The organism is Wenzhouxiangella indolica, from assembly GCF_042310355.1.
In the GTDB taxonomy this organism is placed as follows: Bacteria; Pseudomonadota; Gammaproteobacteria; order Xanthomonadales; family Wenzhouxiangellaceae; genus Wenzhouxiangella.
On record NZ_JBHJMR010000018.1, the window covers coordinates 28,140 to 44,450 of the forward strand.

A 16,311-nucleotide genomic window follows, 5' to 3' on the forward strand; every position below is an offset into this window, starting at 1 on the left:
TCAAGAGCACTCGGTGAATCTTCTTCCGCTTCGGCCAACAAACCGGCCAAATCACGGCCAGCAGTCCCGCTCAGTCCGCGCGCTCAAATCCATCGACAATCTTCTTGTAGATCATTTCTCCGGTTTCAATGCATCGCGTTTCGCCGGTTGCCAACAAATCAGCATAGACCAGTGGCAGGGGAACAAGCGGCTCACTTTTATCAAACTCCCAGAATCGCTTCATGAGTTCTACATTGCCTTGCGGATCCTTGCGCAGTCGAAAGCGAGCCAGTAGTTCCGCGCTGAGATCGTCACCGTAGAGGGTGATAGTTGCCGGTTTGAGGTACCTGGTCACTCGAGCACCAGCGGCTTCCCCTCCAAGGTTGAATCCGAACTCGGTCGCAACCTGGTCTTTCCACCAGCCGAAGTCATTAGTGAAGTAGCGGCCAAGCACCTGCTTAGGGCGCAGGGTCCGTGCATAGGCTTCCGCCCACTCTCTGAGCAAGCGCTCAGGCTTCACCAGAACCCGCTTCTTGCGATAGGTCGCTACATATCCGAGCTTCGGCAGCTCCGCCATCACCCAACCAACAGTCCCGTGCGCTACGCCGGCCAATCGGGCAATTTCCCTGTACGGCCTGTCAATCATCCCAGGCTTGCACAACAACGCAAACAACACTCGCAAGCCGCTGGCCCGAAAAGCCCGTCCCGTTGGCCCAGTTTTGTCCTCAGTAGTTTCCAGAGGGCGACGGCCAGTAACCCAGACCCATAGCGGTGGATCGCTCAGCCAAGCGTTTCCGGCCGTATCGATGAACTCTACATCGGCTTCCTGCAGGCGTGCTGCCATTGGCGGGTTGATGTGATCGGAAACGAGCAAGGGACGTGCATCCAATGCCCGGAGCTGCTGAAGCACGGCCCCGAGCGTTGCCGGCCGAAGGTTGCGCTTGACCTCGGCGCGATACTCGATGCGCCGGTCCCCGTGCCGCACATAAACCACGTCGTCGGCTCCTCGTTGCCGCTCGACGCTGGAACTCGGCTGTAGCTCAAGCGCAAGCCCTGGCACCTGAAGCGCTGCAGTCGCTTCTTTGACCAGACGTCTTCTGTTTTCTGTCTGCTTGTCCATTATTTATCATTGTCCACGTTTCATGGACAAAGTGCAATAGTGGACAAATGGCCGGAAAAGCCTTGCCTGAGTACGGCTCCAAAGACGCACGCAGAGCACCGGCGGCCCGGCTATAATCAGTTCGGCGTTGACAGATCAACGGTCGGAAGGGGACATGTCCATGAAGGATTTCAGAAAGGAGCCGGTCTTCTCCGACTCCAATCGTCGACGATAGCAAGACCGCGACAATCTGTTCGACTCACGGCTCCCACCCAAGGATGATCAGGATCCACGTATCCGTGTGGCCATCATCGCCGTATCGATCGTGTGCGGACTGTTTATCGCGGACTGGCTTTACGAGCGCTACACAGAATACCGCGCCGTACAGATGCTCGAGCAAATGGCCAAGGGATTCGAGCAGTCGGCCAGGGCGGCAAGCCAGAGCTTGCAGGAAAGCACTCAGCGGAGCATGGACCAGCTTCGCGCAAGCTCCGAGCGCGCCAGGCAGGAAGCCGAGCGCCGCCGACTCGCGCTACGCGAGCAACGCGCCGACACCAACCAGGGCAAGTGGCTGGCCAAGAACTGCTCGGACTGGCGCCGGGCCTACGAAGACCTTGGCGCTCCGACAGCCCAGCAGGAGATGAGAAGGCACTGCCAGATCTATGAGACGTATCTGGATACCGGAATTGCCGTTGCGCCGAGCAGGTGACGCTTATCCAACCGTTTGGCAACAAATCGGCGCTAAGCACAGACTTCTCCAAACATCAGCCCTAGATCGCGGCATGGCGCTCCTCGATGTGATGCCGAATTGCGCGGAGCACTTCCAACTTGGCTCTCGATGGAAGTGCAACTCCCGGCATGCGCGAAACCAGGATTCAGGTTTATGATCAAGATGCGGGCTCAGAAGCCTCCTTCGCTACCCGCGTGTACTGCCATTTATTCAGCACTGAATGAGCGCCACTCATACGTTAACTGAACATTGTTGACATCGACCACTTCGAATGTGTTTCCTTTAATTCCGTAAACTGCTTCACTATTTTGCGGTGGGTAATCGAACTTGAATTCTGTTTCCTTTGCACTTGAACCGGACCGCTCTACAAGCGTGAAATGGAGCAAACTCGAGTAGTAGCCATCGAATCGGATTTGCGTCATGTTCGATCCAGCCGCCGTAACATCGCCTTCGGCCTTCTCGAGTATTGGGTCTTCAGATCGTTCGTAGTCCCTATTCCATACCGTGGTCATACCATTGTGGACAGAGTTATCCACAACCCACTGAAGTGCGCCACTTGAGGTGTGACGTCGTACACCGACGCAATCACCGCGTTGAATTACTTTTCCTAGTCCACCAAACCATGCATTGACTTTGTCGAATGGAGCGCAAAAATACTCGAAATTAGCTCTCCTGTATGATTTCGTGAGCACACTTCGTTCAATCGAAAAATTGAACGGAATGCCCATTGATCCAGGCATCTTGGATCGAATTGGCCTTTCTAGCTTGTATGCCTCTTGGAACGCAAACTCTCCCTTTGCAAAAAGGGTCTCTCCAACGTTCACGGAAAGGGAAGTACCAATCGGATCTGTCAGTTCCTCCATTCGGTATCTGGGATCCACCGATACCTTATGCATATCGACCGTCGGATTGGAGCCGCAAGCGGACAGAAGAAGAGGCAGTGTCGCGGAAATGGCGAGCTTTTCAAAGAGTTTCATGGGTCCCCTGATTTTGGTTGAAGCGAAAGTGAGTTGCCTTGTACTAAAGAACGCCTTCGAGGAAATGGGACGCGAACCGGCAGCCTGAAGTACCCAACGCGGCCTGCGTCGACTACAGCGCTGGATATGGCGAAACGCTCGCCGCTTATCGGCTGGGCACCGAGGCGGAACTGCAAGCTGACCGGTACGTCGCCGAACACTTCACTGGCTAGACGCCATCGCCCAGCCAGTCCACAGACTCCCAGAGAATTGCCAGAATATTGAGATCTTGAACCTCACCCCTCGCTGCGATTCGGAAGCGGTCAAAGTGCCTGGTAGTACTCGCGGATCATCCCGGCCATCAACTTGCGCCGGGCTTCCAGAAACTCGGGATAGCTGGCAGCCGTGACTTCGTCGATGAAGTTCGGGATGGCGTTCTCCTTCAGATTGGCTTCCAGGTCGGCCTGATCGGTGATCTCGCCTAAGCGAAGCACGCCTGTTGAGATCTGCTCCGCGACCCAAGCCATGTATTCCTTCGGTGGATGGTCCTTGATCGTGATATTGATCGGTGTTTCCGTAAGGGCAAAGTTCGCGACCTGGTTGTAGTCCCCCTGCTTTGGGAAACCATTCCTGATGAGAAAATTCTTCGGCACAATATGGTGAAGGTCACCCCGGCCTTCGATCATATGAGCAACACTGATTGACTTGGAGAGAAATCCGCGTCCTCCCTTGCTTACACGTGCCGCCAGATATGTCTGGAACGCTGGGCTGCGCTTGCTGGGTGTATTCAGCTCCTGCGGGAGAGCGACGTTCCAAAAACCATCTCCCAGATCAGATTCCTCAAGCACCCGCAAGTACTCGGCGGCACCCTGCTCTCTGATTCGTCTCAAGTCGGTTTCCCAGGTCGATTCGAAGCTGCCGACCGCACGCCCGGTAAGCAGGGACATGACAAACCATCGCTTGACGATTTTCGACCGCTCTCCTTCGGTCAGGTCCTGGTTCTGACGCAATCGAAGGTACAGGGCGTAAGCGAAGTTCAGGGCGTTCTTGGAGCCGATCATGCTGGCGTCGATGAAACCAGCCGACTTGAGCATCATCACAAAGCGCTCTACGTGCGTTTGCCGCACTAGCTCGTCCAGGGCGGTGCCGAATCGCTCGTAAGCTGCGGGTATCCGGGACTCGTCGATCTTTCGGGTTTCCGGATCCAGCCCGGAAAGCTCACTGACAATCGCCCCAGCCTTGCCACGGCTGAAACCGACCAGGCCGGCGACGCGGATCACATCTGTGTAATCGGGCCGGAACAGTTCGTCCGACTCGTTTTTGAGCCACTGAATTTTACGAATGTGGTCAGTGGCGGCGAATTCCTTGTCATTCTGCTGGATGTCTTCAAATGCATGGCCGGCAACAGCTAGGTGGCAGAAATAGTCGATCAGCTTGCGCAGGTTTCGGCCCTCGTCGCCGTAGGTCGCGATCTTACTCATCACGAAGTCAGCGCTTGAGAGCGGTACACCCTTGGCGTTGATGCGCACGAATATCTCGGCAACCGTCTCGACATCGAGGTCATCCGCCAGGGAGATAACCCCAACTTGAGCATGCTCGATACTCGCGAGGCCATTGACTGCAACTTCGACCGCTGACTGGTCGATGTCTGGATTCCTCTCGAAATATTCGCGCAGAAAAGTCAGCTGACTCGTGCCGGAGAAAAACTCGCTGATATCATGAATCCACTGATTGCTTCTGCGGATGGCAGGGGTCAGGGTCGCGAACTCTTCCGTGACCGGATTGAAAGCGATGGCGATATTTTGCTTCTGATACTGCTTGCCGATCACGGGCTGGCCGGCGATCGCCGCCCGCAACGCCGTCACTCGCTGCTGACCGTCAATGAGGATTTGCTGGTGCGCCGCTACCTGGCCACCCTTGAGCTTAGCGCCGACTGACTGCCAGGTGATCAGGTAACCCACGGGGTAGCCGTTGTAGAGCGAATCCATCAGGTCGCGCACCTGCGAGGTCTTCCACACGAACGGACGCTGAAGCTCCGGTATCGCGATCTTGTCGGCACGAACGTCGGCCAGCACCTGACTGACGGCAGTTTGTTTTACTTCGTACTTCGCCATTTAGAAATTCCCCTCTGATATATCGATTCTGTCTTTCCTGCAGCCAGCGTATCGCAAAACTCACCGACTGCGGTGACGGCATCAGCCCTCGCCTGGGACCGATCGTAGTCGGGATGATTGATCAGAAGCTGCTCGGCATACGCGATTGGCCCTTGTGACTGAGGATTCGTGAAGTTGCCGCAAGCTCAGCCAGCGCTCTTCTCGACGCGCTAAGCGCCTCCTCGCCGGAGACCTCGATCACGGCTCCCGCAGCGTCGACTAGGCCGCCCAGGCCGTTGTGTGGCAGCGCGAAGGCAACTTAGTACCAATCGCCTTGATGCTGTGGGATCTGGGTGATCTGGTTCAGGCGTTGGTTGAGAATTGCGAGAATGCCGATCGGGAAACGCGCACCCTAGTGCCGCTGGCTCGGCTCTTTTGGCCTGTGTGAACCCTGGTGCTGAAACGAAATCAACGGGCTAGCGTGTGTCTTACTACCCCCGATGTCTGAGTCGCGCCAACTGGCGCCTGATTTCGCGTTCGGGTAGCCATCTCTGATCGTTGAGCATGGTCTGATAGGCCGAGTCCATTTGATCGATGCTGAGCAGTGCCGCGTCGAACAGTTGCTCCATCAACCAGAGTGTTCCGAATACCCCAACGCCCTTTTCCACGGCCAGGCGGCGCAACTGTTTATCGCCAGTTAGCAATGGACACTCACGATCCAGAGCGAGCACCAGTGCAAACAGGTCGTAGGTACTGGGGCCGGAATATCGGGCACGCAGTGCAAATGCCTGACTGATTAGTTCAGGGGACAGTTCGTAAAGCTGGAGGCCGAGTGCTGGCAGCTCTCCGTGATGCTGGCTGAGTTCGTCGCGGTATAGGGCATCGGGAACAGCAAGTTCGAGGTCCAGTCGAAAGATCCGCGGTGTCAGTTCCGCGCATTCGAGATCGATCAGGATATTGGCATCACTGATGATCAGTGCCATGGCTGGCTTCCAGATTCCGCTGACGGGCGAGTTCGGCCACCGGTATGCCAAGCAATTCGGCCGCGCGCGAATCGCCAATTAGCTTCTCGGCCAGTGCCCGATAGATCAGTCGCTCGAATCGGCGCGGCTTCTCGCGCGGGTACTGAGGTTCGGGCTCTCGCTCCTTCCAGCCATGCTTGCGCATCAGCCCCCAGAAGCGCCCCAGAGTGCTCCGGTTGATAATGCCTAGATCGGCAGCACGATAGGACCAGCCGCCCATACTAAGGCCCCACTGCTGCTTGAGCAGATACAGCTCGCGGGGCTCGATCCAGGAACGCTTGTTACCCAGCGCCTTTCGGACCTCCTCGGCCGGCACTAGAAACGCCCCGGCAAAGCGGTTGCAGGCGCGCTCCTCGTCCTTGGACAGCTCTCCCTTGAGTCGATCGGCCAGGACCAGATGGCCGAGTTCATGGGCTATGGTGAAGCGCTGCCGGTCTCCTGGCAAATCCTGGCCAACCAGCACGACGGTGTGACCATTGGCTTGCGCTGCCAGCCCCTCGAAATCAGCGGCGCGCGCATGCTCGCTGCGCAACACCTTCAGGCCGTTTTCCTCCAGCACCTCGATCAGATCCACGATGGGTTCGGTGCCCAGACCCCATGCGTCGCGGACAGTCAGCGCTGCATGCTCGATATCCTCGCCCGAGGTCACCGAATCCGGCACGTCTTCCGGCACCTGGAAAGGAGCTCCCCATTCATTCGGGAGCAAGTCTTCCAATGCCAGCCAGCGCTCCATCTGCTCCTGCGCATCCGCCAAAACGCGCTTTTCCTGCTTCGCCGGCAAGCGTGAGTGCTTGCGGAACTCCAGCTTGTCCAGCTCGACGTGCTGAGTCCGGAAGAAGTACTCCACGCGCACTCCCAGCGCATCGGCCAGCGCCATTAGCACCTGCGAGGAGGGCACGGAAAGGTCCCGCTCGTACTTGGAAATGGCCATGGCGGAAACGCCACAGGCCGCGGCCAACTCACGCTGATTGAGGCCGGCGGCTTCGCGGGCTTGCTTCAGACGTAGCCCAAACATGATGCACTCCTGATATCGCAACTCCCCATGACAATCTATGGGTTTACAAATATACTTGACATGGAGGCGTCTGTAAACTACCATTTTGTGACACTTGTCACATAAGGTGATGGCATGAATCGGTACATTGAGCGAAGCCGAAAGGAGTCCGACTGCTCCCGAGAATCCGAAATCATTGGTGTATGCGGAGACTTCGGATATCTGTCCAAGCAGCAAGTCCACGACGAAATCAAAGCAGGCTCGTGGATCTACTTCAGCAGGGCCCCCGGAGCGTCCGACGCCCGCGGACACGCCCGAGGCGAAGGGCCGAACCGCTACATTCAGACAGATGCGGACAGTGCATATTCCGGCGAAGTTGAACACCCATTCCGGGCCAACGTGAACACCGGATTTTCTTCGCATTGTTTCGGTTGGTTTCTACCTCAGGTGTTCACGTTGGGTCAACTTTCTGTCTTTTTCGCATCGACTCGCCCTTGAGCTGGAGTCGATGCGCGTTGTGCATTAGCCGGTCGAGGATGGCGTCGGCCAGGGTGTTGTCGCCGATGCTGGCATACCACTGATCGAACGGCAGCTGGCTGACCACGGCGGTCGAGGCGTGTCCGTGGCGATCATCCATGATCTCGAGCATGTCGTGGCGCTGCACGCCCTGCAGCGGCTCCAGCCCCCAGTCGTCGAGGATCAGCAAGTCCGTTCGCTTCAGGCGCTTGAGCATCTGACGGTAGCTGCCCTCGGCACGCGCCTGGGTCAGCTCGAGCAGCAGGCGCGATAGACGGTAGTAGCGCACGCTCAGTCCCTGCAGGCAGGCATTGTGGCCGATGGCGCAGGCCAGGAAGGTCTTGCCCGATCCACACGGGCCGGTGATGAGCAGGTTCTGGCTGCGCGCAAGCCAGTCCGGTTGAGCCAGCTGGGCGATGCGGGCTTTGTCGAGGTTGCGCGGGTGCTGGTAGTCGATATCGGCAATGGCCGCCTGGAGCTTGAAGCGCGCCTGTCGCACCAGCCGGTCGCGCTTGCGCTGATCTCTGAGCAGTTGTTCTTGCTCGACCAGCAGGGTCAGTCGTTCGTCGAACGACAGGCCTTCGTAGGTGCCGATCTGCTCGTGCTGGGCTTCCAGTCCGCGGGCCATGCCGCCGAGTTTGAGTTCGCGAAGTTGCGCCAGGGTCTGAGTGGTCATGTCGGTATTCCTTTTCAGTTGAAGCTGCCTGGACCGCGCACGTTGGCGTGGTCCTGCGGCAGTTCGATGGCTAGATCGGGCACGCCGACCAGACGGTCGCGGCCGTTTTTGAGGATGCGCTTGATGGATTTGAGGCGGATCAGTTGCTCGCGGTTGGCGACAGCGCAGGCCGCCTCCAGCCGGGCCGGCGAGTAGTCACGGCTCAAGTTCAACAACCCCAGGCACACGCGATAAGCCTGCTCGGGATGAGCGTGCCGGGCCAGCTGGGCGTCGACCCACTCACGGGTGGCGTCTCCGATCGCCCCGGCCCAGCGCGTGAGCCGGCCCGGGCTCCATTGGTGCTGCTGCCGGTGGCCTTCAGGCATGTGGGCCGGGTCGGTGGTCATGCCGTGACCACGCCCGCGCGGATGGACCGCAACGCGGCGGTTGCGGCAGTAGACTTCGATGAGCGTGTCGCTGGCGTGCACTTCCAGCTGCTCGCCGACATAGGCATGCGGCACCGAGTAGAAGTGGCGTTCGTAGTCGACGTGATAGTCGATATGCACCCGCACGGTCTTGATCGCCGTGTAACGGTAGGCGTGGGCCGGCAACGGCTTGAGCACGGGCGCATCGAGCTGCACAAAGGCCTCGCGCCGGTTACCCGGCAGCGCCTTGAACGGACGCTCGTTGAGGTCGACCAGCAACGCGGCGATCGTTTGGTTCAGTTCGGCCAGCGAGAAGAACGTCTGATGCCGCAACCGGGCCAGGATCCAGCGCTCGACGACCTGTACTCCCACTTCGGCCTTGGCCTTGTCCTTGGGCTTGCGCGGTCGCGCCGGGATGATGGCAAGCTGGTAGTGCTCGGCCAGTTGCTGGTAGCTGGGGTTGAGGTCCGGGTCGTAGCGGCAGGCACGTTGGACACCGCTTTTGAGATTGTCCGGCACCACGATCTCGGGTAGCCCGCCGAAGAACTCGAAGGCGCGTACGTGCGAGCCGAGCCAGTCCGGCAGCCTCTGACTGTGCGTCGCCTCGGCAAAGGTGTAGTTCGACGCACCCAGCACGGCCACGAAGATCTGCGCCGAGCGGCACTCGCCGGTGGACGGGTTGACGATCGCCACCGTCTGGCCGGCATAGTCGACGAACAGCTTCTCGCCGGCCCGATGCAACTGGCGCATCGAGCGCCGCAAGGTTGCTCGCCAGCGCCGATAGCGTTCACAGAACTGGGAGTAGCTGTAGCAGCGGTTCGGGAACTTTGCGGTGTACTCCTCCCAGACCAACTGCTTGGTCATGCCCGGTCGTTTGAGCTCCTGGTGCATGAGCGCCCAGTCGGGCACCTCGAAGCGCCCGCCGCCGGCCCTGGCGGCCGGGTAGAACAACTGTGCCAACGCCACGTCGCTCATATTCGGCGCCAGCGGCCAGCTCAGGCCGAGTTCGTCGGCCCGCGCTACCAGCTTCTGGATCGCGCCCACGCTGATCTTGGTGCTGTGGCGGATCTGGCGGATCGATAGCCCGCCGGCCAGGCGCAGACGCAGTACTTCCCTGATTTTGCGCATTGATTTTCTCCTTGCAGCCATCGAAACCCTCCGGAAAATCGCGAAGGGTAGCGGTTTCTAAGAAAAACAATGCGTTGAAAACGATTCCGGGCAACGTGAACACCCATTCCGCAATGTGAACACCCATTCCGGAAATTCGGCAAAAGTGTTCACGTTGAAACGGAATGGCTGTTCAGCTTGTTCCGGAATCGGTGTTCACGTTGGACCAGAATGGGTGTTCACGATGGGCCGGAATATGCACTTGAGCGTTCACAGCCGGGCCTCGACATCAAAGCAACCTACAACAACCCCGATCATCCCGGCTATCCCGCCGATGCCCGGCCCGTGTTCTTCGGTCATTATTGGAAGAAGGGCAGCATGAAACCGGAAAGACCGAACGCGGCCTGCGTCGACTACAGCGCAGGCCATTACGAGACACTAGCCGCCTATCGACTGGGCGGAGACGCATCTCTGGGAAAGGGCGGATTTGTTGCCGAGCGAGTATTGAGTCCAACATTGGGCTCGTAGTTGGATGGGCACGCCCACACACAGTAGCGATCCTTTTCGGATTTCAAATCATGGCTTCGGGGGCGTCAGCGAAATCTGCCATGACGACAGATCTTGCAAATTGATATCTGATTGATCTAACAGGTTTAGCAGCTCCTCTTGCCGCGGCTGGCCGAAGACGACGCGATAGGCTGCCAGCTGTCTTTTCAGGCGCTTGAAGGCCTCGACTTCTCGCGTGTATGGAAGCATGGGGACTCGACGCTCAATCTTGAACTTCCCGGGCGCCAGCCAGTGTGGAATCAGGTCGTCTAGGCCACGTGCGCGAGAGTCGCCATTGGCCGTTTCAAACACCAAATCCCACAGATTCTGGTCCGGGGTCCACGACTTTCGCGCGAGGCCCGTGTAGACCGCTGCAACATTCCGGCGTACGGCGTGGCCCTTGTAGCGGTGAACGCGGCCTTCGCGCTGCTCCATGTCAACCGGATTGCCCGGCAGATCCCAGTGAACGAGCCTGTGGCACCAAGGGTGGAAATCCAGGCCTTCCTGGCCTACCGAGGTACTCGCCAGGAGAAAGGGTCGGAATGGGCTGTTGAAGGCTGCACGAACGGCGTCCTGACTGTGTGCACCTTCTTCGGACTTGGTTCGCCCAAAGCGCAGCGCAAGCACTGTTCGCAGCCTGATCTCGGACTCTTCGACATGCTTTCCAGTGACTTTGTAGAAGCTGGCGTGTACCCGGGAGGGGCGCGGCTCGATGGTATCGATCATCTGGCTGACACAGCGGTGACTGATCGTTTCGCGCGTCTCGCGCGCGGACCAGGCGTGCTGCTCCCAGACTAGGTGCCAATACTCATCCAACACGGCCTGCAAGTTCCCCTGGATGCAATATCGGACAACTGTGCGCCAATAGGGCGCTGCTCGTTGATCATCCGCTTCAGGCTTGACATCGAGCTGCCGGAGAAGCCTGATGACGGCAGGACGATTAAACAACTTCCAGAATGAGTTAGCCAAACGCGCCGCCTGTTTGCGCCGCTCATCGTCACCTAGATTGGCAGGGGAAAGCGTGCGAGACGCCAGCACTCCGGGTGCGCCCAGCGCCAGCTCCGTGACAAGATCGGCCAGATCCTCAGGCCGGCGTCCGAGATCCTGGGTATCGATGTTGATTAGATCCTGAACATGATCAGCGAAATTGGCCGCATCAGGACGCATCGGACTTTCCGGATCAAAATCGGTATCGCGCCAATACTCCAGAAACTCGTCTATGCCAGGATCGAGCGCGCGCAGGATAGCAACCTCCCAGCGATCATCGACTGCACCTTCCTGGGGATTTGGCAGATCTGCAAGCAGTCGTTCGACCCGCTCTCGCACCCAAGCCTCAACATCGTCTCCGTGCGCCAGTAACGGATGTGTCTCATCAGCCAACCTCAGGCAAGGCGTCAGAAGTAAAAGCATTCTATGGCTGGTTCGGTTGGCATTAGCCGCACCGAAGTCGAGCAACTGGCTCTGCTGCTTTGACAGGTCCTTGTATTGATCCATACTGCCGCCAAGCATCCGGCGCTCGGCCTCGTAGCTGAGCAGCCCGCTTACCACATCCGGCACAACGTTCCAGGCCGAAAAAAGAAGCGTCTTGGTGCGGTGATCCTGGTCTTCAAACGCGCCCCGAAGGGGCCAGTAGGGAATCGTTGGCGGAATCCAGAGGAGTTTCCACAGGCCAGCGTCAAGGATGCTGTGCACCATCCCGCGAAGCTTGGCATTGCCCGGATCGATTTCCTCCCAGCGATCCAGCTGTTCCGCGGAGAGCATCGAGTCTGAGTGTGTGCTTAAGATCTCGGAGACTTTCCCTGGGAAATGCGCCAGCGTGTCCTTCAGTCGTTGGTTGAACTTGTAGCCATGCATGAAGTGCGGCAGATAGGGCGCCGACTTCCAGAAGGTCAGCGGATCGAAGTCACCTACGGCCTGGAACAGGGCATCGGCAGCCAGGTACTGCTGAACATCGGCGCCTTCAAGGCGCAGCGCTTCCCCAACCTCGCTGAGCATCGCATCACGTTCATCGCTGGCCATTACTCGCTCTGTACGCGCCATCACTGCCGTAAGCAATCGCTCCACCTCCTGCTTGGCGGCAGCGACATCGTGCGTCAAGCTTTGCGAGGCTCGTTTCAGTTCCAGTCCAAAGCGCCTAAGCGCCTGCTGAAGCGCCTCCACGCGCTTCTCGTCGCCACTGTATAGAAAGCGTGTCGTGTCAATGAAGTCCTTGTAGTGATCTTCATGCTCGATCTCGGCATCAGCCGTATAGAACTTGTAGGGCGTGGCCGACAGGAGCAGCGTGCGCGTTCTGTGCCCTTCCGGCGTCGGAGCATTGAACAGCGCCTGAGCTAGCTCAGCAGCCGGATCAGCGTACTCGGTGCGATTCTCCAGCAACGACTTGAAGCGTTGGAACTCGTCAAGAATTATTAGATCCGGCTCCAACGCCTGAACACAAATATCGGCTAGCATCCGCCTCAACCGCCCCAGTATTCTGTTGCGGGCGACTCGCGCCTCGGGGGGATACTGTTTCCGCATTTTGTAAAACCACTGCCCAATAGCCTCGTCAACTTCCTCCACCAGTTGCGTGTCAGTAAGAAAGTCCTGCTGGAACTGCTCGCAGATTCCCGCATCCAGCGGCATGGGATCGTTCTTTAGCCTGCCTCGCCACCACTTCGTCCGCGTCACATAGCCCTGCATGAGATTCATCAGCCCAATTCGCGGCTCGACCAGACCATCAAGTAGCGCGAACAATACTCGCCTCTCTTTGGCCATTCCGCCGGAATCGCCCATATTGAAAGAGGTGCCCGGAGTAAAGCTCACGAAATTGACCTTGCTTTCGGCCAGCGTATTACCCCCGCTTCCGCCGGCCAACTCAGTAGCTAGCATTGTCAGTCGAGTGGCCAGTGCAAAGGACTTCTCGTCACCGTCTGCAACCTGAAGCTTCGGCAAGTTGGAGTTGGCAATAGATTGATTTGAGCAGATGTAGATAACGTCGATGCGGTCGACATCGTCCCAGTAGTGATCGATCGCTTTGGCGATTACGCCTCGAGCGACCAGCGTCTTGCCCAGTCCGACCTCATCGGCCACAAGAAACCGGGCAGTGGTGTCGGGCGCCTCGAACAGTCGGTGGAAAGCATGTTCCACCGTCCTGCGCTGGAATGGCTTCATCGGCGCGAGTACAGTTTCAACGTCCGGGCGCTTCATCGTTTAGAGCCCTGATCGACGACGGCATCGACCACGTCCCAGATCGCCAGAAAGTCTTCGGGAACAATGGACTTTCCGTTCGGGGAAGATTGCAAATCATGGATTAGCCGGCGGATTGGCGCTAGCCGACTTGGATCTCGGGCGGCAGCCCGCACAAGGTCTTCAAGAAGCGGCTCGGCATTCAGGCCGGCGCCCCAGTCACCTTCCCACCGTCCGCCGTCGTCAGTCTGTGCCCAGCCAACCAGGCCTTCGAGCCCACCTAGAAGCGCACGCAAGAACTGGAGGAAACGTTCGGGAGTATTGATCAAGTGCCTGAGCACCTGCGCAACGCGGCCTTCAGGCATGCCGGTCGCCGGCAACTTCAGCACGAACCGGACGTCATCGACTTCGGCATCGGCCCGAAGGCGAAAGGCGATAAATGCGGTCAAACGATCCAGGGGCAGACTCCAGGCGATGTCCGGCTTCAGTTCCACGGACTGGTCTTCCTTCAGCGAGACGGGCCAGACCTGGACATCGACATCGCTGGGGATATCCACATCACCATCGAGCGTCAATTGCCAGGCGTTACCCTCACCTGCGCAATGCAATTCGAACTGTGCCAGTGCCAAAGCCCGCCGAGCAAGCTCGAGCCTTTCCTTGGCCGCCTTGATCGTGCTGTCCGACTCAAAGGGCTCTGCACGATCGTAGGGTTCACACAGCTTCAGAAACCCGGCTTCCTTAAATTGGCTTATGCCGTAACCGCTTGTCTTCGCTCGCTCGTCGCGCGGGCCGCTCATCGAGACAATAACCTCGACATTGCGACCGGTCAGCGCCGCTGCGGTGAAGTTTGCGGATCCCATATACCAAGTCACACGACGCCCATGCTCCAACGCAAAGATTTTGGCGTGCAAATCCGAGCTCTGCGTTTGGCCGTCCTGGTCTTCATCCAGCGCCGCTTCCGAAAGCACAAGCACGTCCTGCCAGGCCCTCAAAGCTGATTCAGGCAGATCGTCCAGTGCCTCGCGCCGACTGATCAACGTCCGCTCGCCCGCGCTGCGAGCTGCAATTGCATCCAGGCCGGTTCGGTTGACAAACGGCGCGATCGCCAAGGCATTCTGACCCTTGCGCCCGGGGTGCCACGGTGCGGTGGTGCCGGATTGCAGACCCAGCACTTCAAAGTTCAGAGGGCTCTTGAATCGATCCGGTGCAGGAAAGGCAGTTCGCTCGAGTTGCTCAGCCAGACCTTGGAGAATCGCTTCTCGCTCTGCGCCCACTCCGTGAACCGCGGCCCCCGGCAGAGCCCTAAGAAGCTCTCCCAACGGGGCCGAGGCGTCGACTGGACCTTCGGTGGACCCAAGCAAGGCTTCGGTCACCAGGGCCGCATCCCAGGAACGATCGTAGGTCAGATTGCGCGACATCACTGCCACGCGCATCAGAGGCGGGCCATTGTCTTGGGTGAATTGTACCGCCCAAAGCTTGGGATGGAATGCGCCACCATTGGGCGCACGCACCGGGTGCACGCAATCCTCGAGCATGGTGTAGAGCGCCCGGTTGCTGTGCGGTATGGCAATGCTCGCCGCATCTACGAAAATATCAAGGCGGCCACCTGCCTCACGCAATGCCTCGAGAATCAACATCGGGTCGCCCAGGAGCTCGTCGATGCCCTGATCGGATTGCGCGAGCACCGCCAGCGGCAAGGCCAGGATCACGTCCAGGTCCAGCGAGTAGGTCGTGATGACCGCCTGATCCAGCTTGTAGCCAGCGGGCGGGCGCAGGATATCTGTGGCGACGGTACGAGCTTCGGGAGAAAGCATCAGGCTCCCAAGCCCCGGTGCAGATCGATCAGCAACTGTCGCACGTTGGGCCAGCGAAAGCGCATGCGCCCCGTGCCGGTGCGTCCGCTCCAGTCCAGCAGGCGGCCTTGATTGGCCAGTCGGGCGCGCGGTCCTTTCAGTCCGATCTCGCGTTGGCGCATGAGCTTGCGCACTTCGTCCAGATCCGCCACCGACTCAGCGCCGTGCTCGCTAACCGCGGCAGACCAGCCCTCGACGAACCGACGCTGCGGCTCACGAACAACCCCACCATGCCTTATCACCACCGCCCATAAGGCGTCTGTCTGGAATGTGTCTTCTTCCTGCTCCCGCGCCGCCCACCCGCTTAGTTCAGCACGGTAGTTCTCAATGCGCTTTTCATCGGCCTGACTGGGCTGCACTGCCTGGCGCGCCTGGGCAAGCATCAAGTTGTAGAGCAAGGGCGCGCCCTCAACGTGCAAAGAGAATCGCCGGGCCAGCTCGACTAGATCAGGGACGCTACCGGGGGCATTAAGCGCCACAGGCTCCTCCCAGAAGTCTTCGGCCAGCTGGCTGCCGCCGTCCTGGGCCAAATAGGCCAGCAAAGTCCCCTTGCAGCGATCCAACATTCGGTCCTGCAGGAAATCCGCCTCGTCGAACGTCAGCGAAAAGTCGGCCGCCGCCGGAAAATCTTCGGGTGCTGCTGGAAGGCGGGGATGCCAAATTGGTTCCTGCGTCCAAATAACGCCCGGGTCATCTGCCTGAGGGTGTCTCGAGCGCTGCCGCAGAAGTGCGTCAAAATTTCGGTGATACCAGGACTGCGGGCGATCCGGCACGAAAAGGTCCAAGTGGTCAAGAAACGCCCAATACGCGCTGCTGGCCAGCCGGGAAAGTGAAGCGCCGGCCGAAATGCCTATCACGCCGGCGGTATCCTCGTTCTCCGCCAGCGCTCCAATCAGCTCGATTTCCATCTCCCGAGCGTGATGCGGAATGTCGTAGCCGGGGCCCCAGCTTTCGAGTTCCTGGTAGATCCAGGGAATGAACAGAGCGTAGCGGAGGCGGGTAAGCAAGACGGACGTGCCTGGAAAGAGCGCGTTTGAGATCGCATCTCGCAGGCTGCCAAGGCCAAGCTCGTCGACGGTTCCCTGCTCAGAAAAGAGATCCAGAACCCTACGAAGCTTGTCGCGGTCTGACGCTGTCAAATCAAGCCAAGAAAATGTAGAGGGCATTCGAT

12 protein-coding genes are annotated in these 16,311 nt (G+C 58.8%); 2 read left to right on the top strand and 10 right to left on the bottom strand.

All coding sequences use genetic code 11. The features are described 5' to 3' along the window. Positions 1-70: 70 nt before the first annotated feature. The gene (locus ACDC67_RS14395) at positions 71-1,099 is read right to left on the bottom strand and encodes a type IV toxin-antitoxin system AbiEi family antitoxin (RefSeq protein ID WP_376694243.1); all 1,029 of its coding nucleotides are present in this window, start codon (positions 1,097-1,099) and stop codon (positions 71-73) included. A 280-nt stretch (positions 1,100-1,379) separates the two neighbouring features. Here ACDC67_RS14395 and ACDC67_RS14400 point away from each other — a divergent pair, with 280 nt between their 5' ends. Next, positions 1,380-1,787 carry a hypothetical protein gene (locus ACDC67_RS14400; RefSeq protein WP_376694245.1) on the top strand — a complete coding sequence of 136 codons (408 nt, stop codon included), beginning with the start codon at positions 1,380-1,382 and terminating at the stop codon, positions 1,785-1,787. A gap of 227 nt (positions 1,788-2,014) precedes the next feature. On the opposite strand, the gene ACDC67_RS14405 is transcribed toward ACDC67_RS14400, so the two are convergent. The 6 genes from ACDC67_RS14405 to istA all read right to left on the bottom strand — a co-directional run bounded on the left by ACDC67_RS14405 (position 2,015) and on the right by istA (position 9,618). Then, on the bottom strand, positions 2,015-2,785 hold the full coding sequence (locus tag ACDC67_RS14405) for a hypothetical protein (RefSeq protein ID WP_376694247.1): 771 nt from the start codon (positions 2,783-2,785) through the stop codon (positions 2,015-2,017). A gap of 302 nt (positions 2,786-3,087) precedes the next feature. After that, positions 3,088-4,878 carry a GmrSD restriction endonuclease domain-containing protein gene (locus ACDC67_RS14410; RefSeq protein WP_376694249.1) on the bottom strand — a complete coding sequence of 597 codons (1,791 nt, stop codon included), beginning with the start codon at positions 4,876-4,878 and terminating at the stop codon, positions 3,088-3,090. A 470-nt stretch (positions 4,879-5,348) separates the two neighbouring features. Then, entirely contained in the window at positions 5,349-5,840 is a 492-nt protein-coding gene (locus ACDC67_RS14415) for a PIN domain-containing protein (protein ID WP_376694251.1), read from the bottom strand. Beyond that, a complete protein-coding gene (locus ACDC67_RS14420) occupies positions 5,821-6,894 on the bottom strand; it encodes a helix-turn-helix domain-containing protein (RefSeq protein ID WP_376694253.1) in 1,074 nt (357 codons plus the stop codon). The genes ACDC67_RS14415 and ACDC67_RS14420 overlap by 20 nt, the downstream gene beginning before the upstream one ends. A gap of 430 nt (positions 6,895-7,324) precedes the next feature. Continuing rightward, positions 7,325-8,065, bottom strand: a complete 741-nt coding sequence (gene istB / locus ACDC67_RS14425; RefSeq protein WP_376694255.1) for an IS21-like element helper ATPase IstB — start codon at positions 8,063-8,065, stop codon at positions 7,325-7,327. Between the two features lie 14 nt (positions 8,066-8,079). Beyond that, positions 8,080-9,618 carry an IS21 family transposase gene (istA, locus tag ACDC67_RS14430; protein ID WP_376694257.1) on the bottom strand — a complete coding sequence of 513 codons (1,539 nt, stop codon included), beginning with the start codon at positions 9,616-9,618 and terminating at the stop codon, positions 8,080-8,082. Between the two features lie 189 nt (positions 9,619-9,807). On the opposite strand from istA, the gene ACDC67_RS14435 reads away from it, so the two are divergent. Then, positions 9,808-10,104 (top strand): metallophosphoesterase family protein, encoded by a 297-nt coding sequence (locus ACDC67_RS14435; RefSeq protein WP_376694259.1) that lies wholly within the window; start codon positions 9,808-9,810, stop codon positions 10,102-10,104. A gap of 48 nt (positions 10,105-10,152) precedes the next feature. Here the strand turns inward: ACDC67_RS14435 and ACDC67_RS14440 are convergent, their stop codons facing one another. From ACDC67_RS14440 to ACDC67_RS14450, 3 genes are read right to left on the bottom strand one after another with little or no spacing between them, the layout of a single operon-like run. Next, the gene (locus ACDC67_RS14440) at positions 10,153-13,308 is read right to left on the bottom strand and encodes a helicase-related protein (RefSeq protein WP_376694261.1); all 3,156 of its coding nucleotides are present in this window, start codon (positions 13,306-13,308) and stop codon (positions 10,153-10,155) included. Then, the gene (locus tag ACDC67_RS14445; protein WP_376694263.1) at positions 13,305-15,101 is read right to left on the bottom strand and encodes a phospholipase D family protein; all 1,797 of its coding nucleotides are present in this window, start codon (positions 15,099-15,101) and stop codon (positions 13,305-13,307) included. Before ACDC67_RS14445 ends, ACDC67_RS14440 begins: the two co-directional genes overlap by 4 nt. Beyond that, positions 15,101-16,306, bottom strand: coding sequence for a DUF6361 family protein (locus ACDC67_RS14450; protein ID WP_376694265.1), 1,206 nt, complete (start codon positions 16,304-16,306; stop codon positions 15,101-15,103). Before ACDC67_RS14450 ends, ACDC67_RS14445 begins: the two co-directional genes overlap by 1 nt. Between the last annotated feature and the right edge of the window lie 5 nt (positions 16,307-16,311).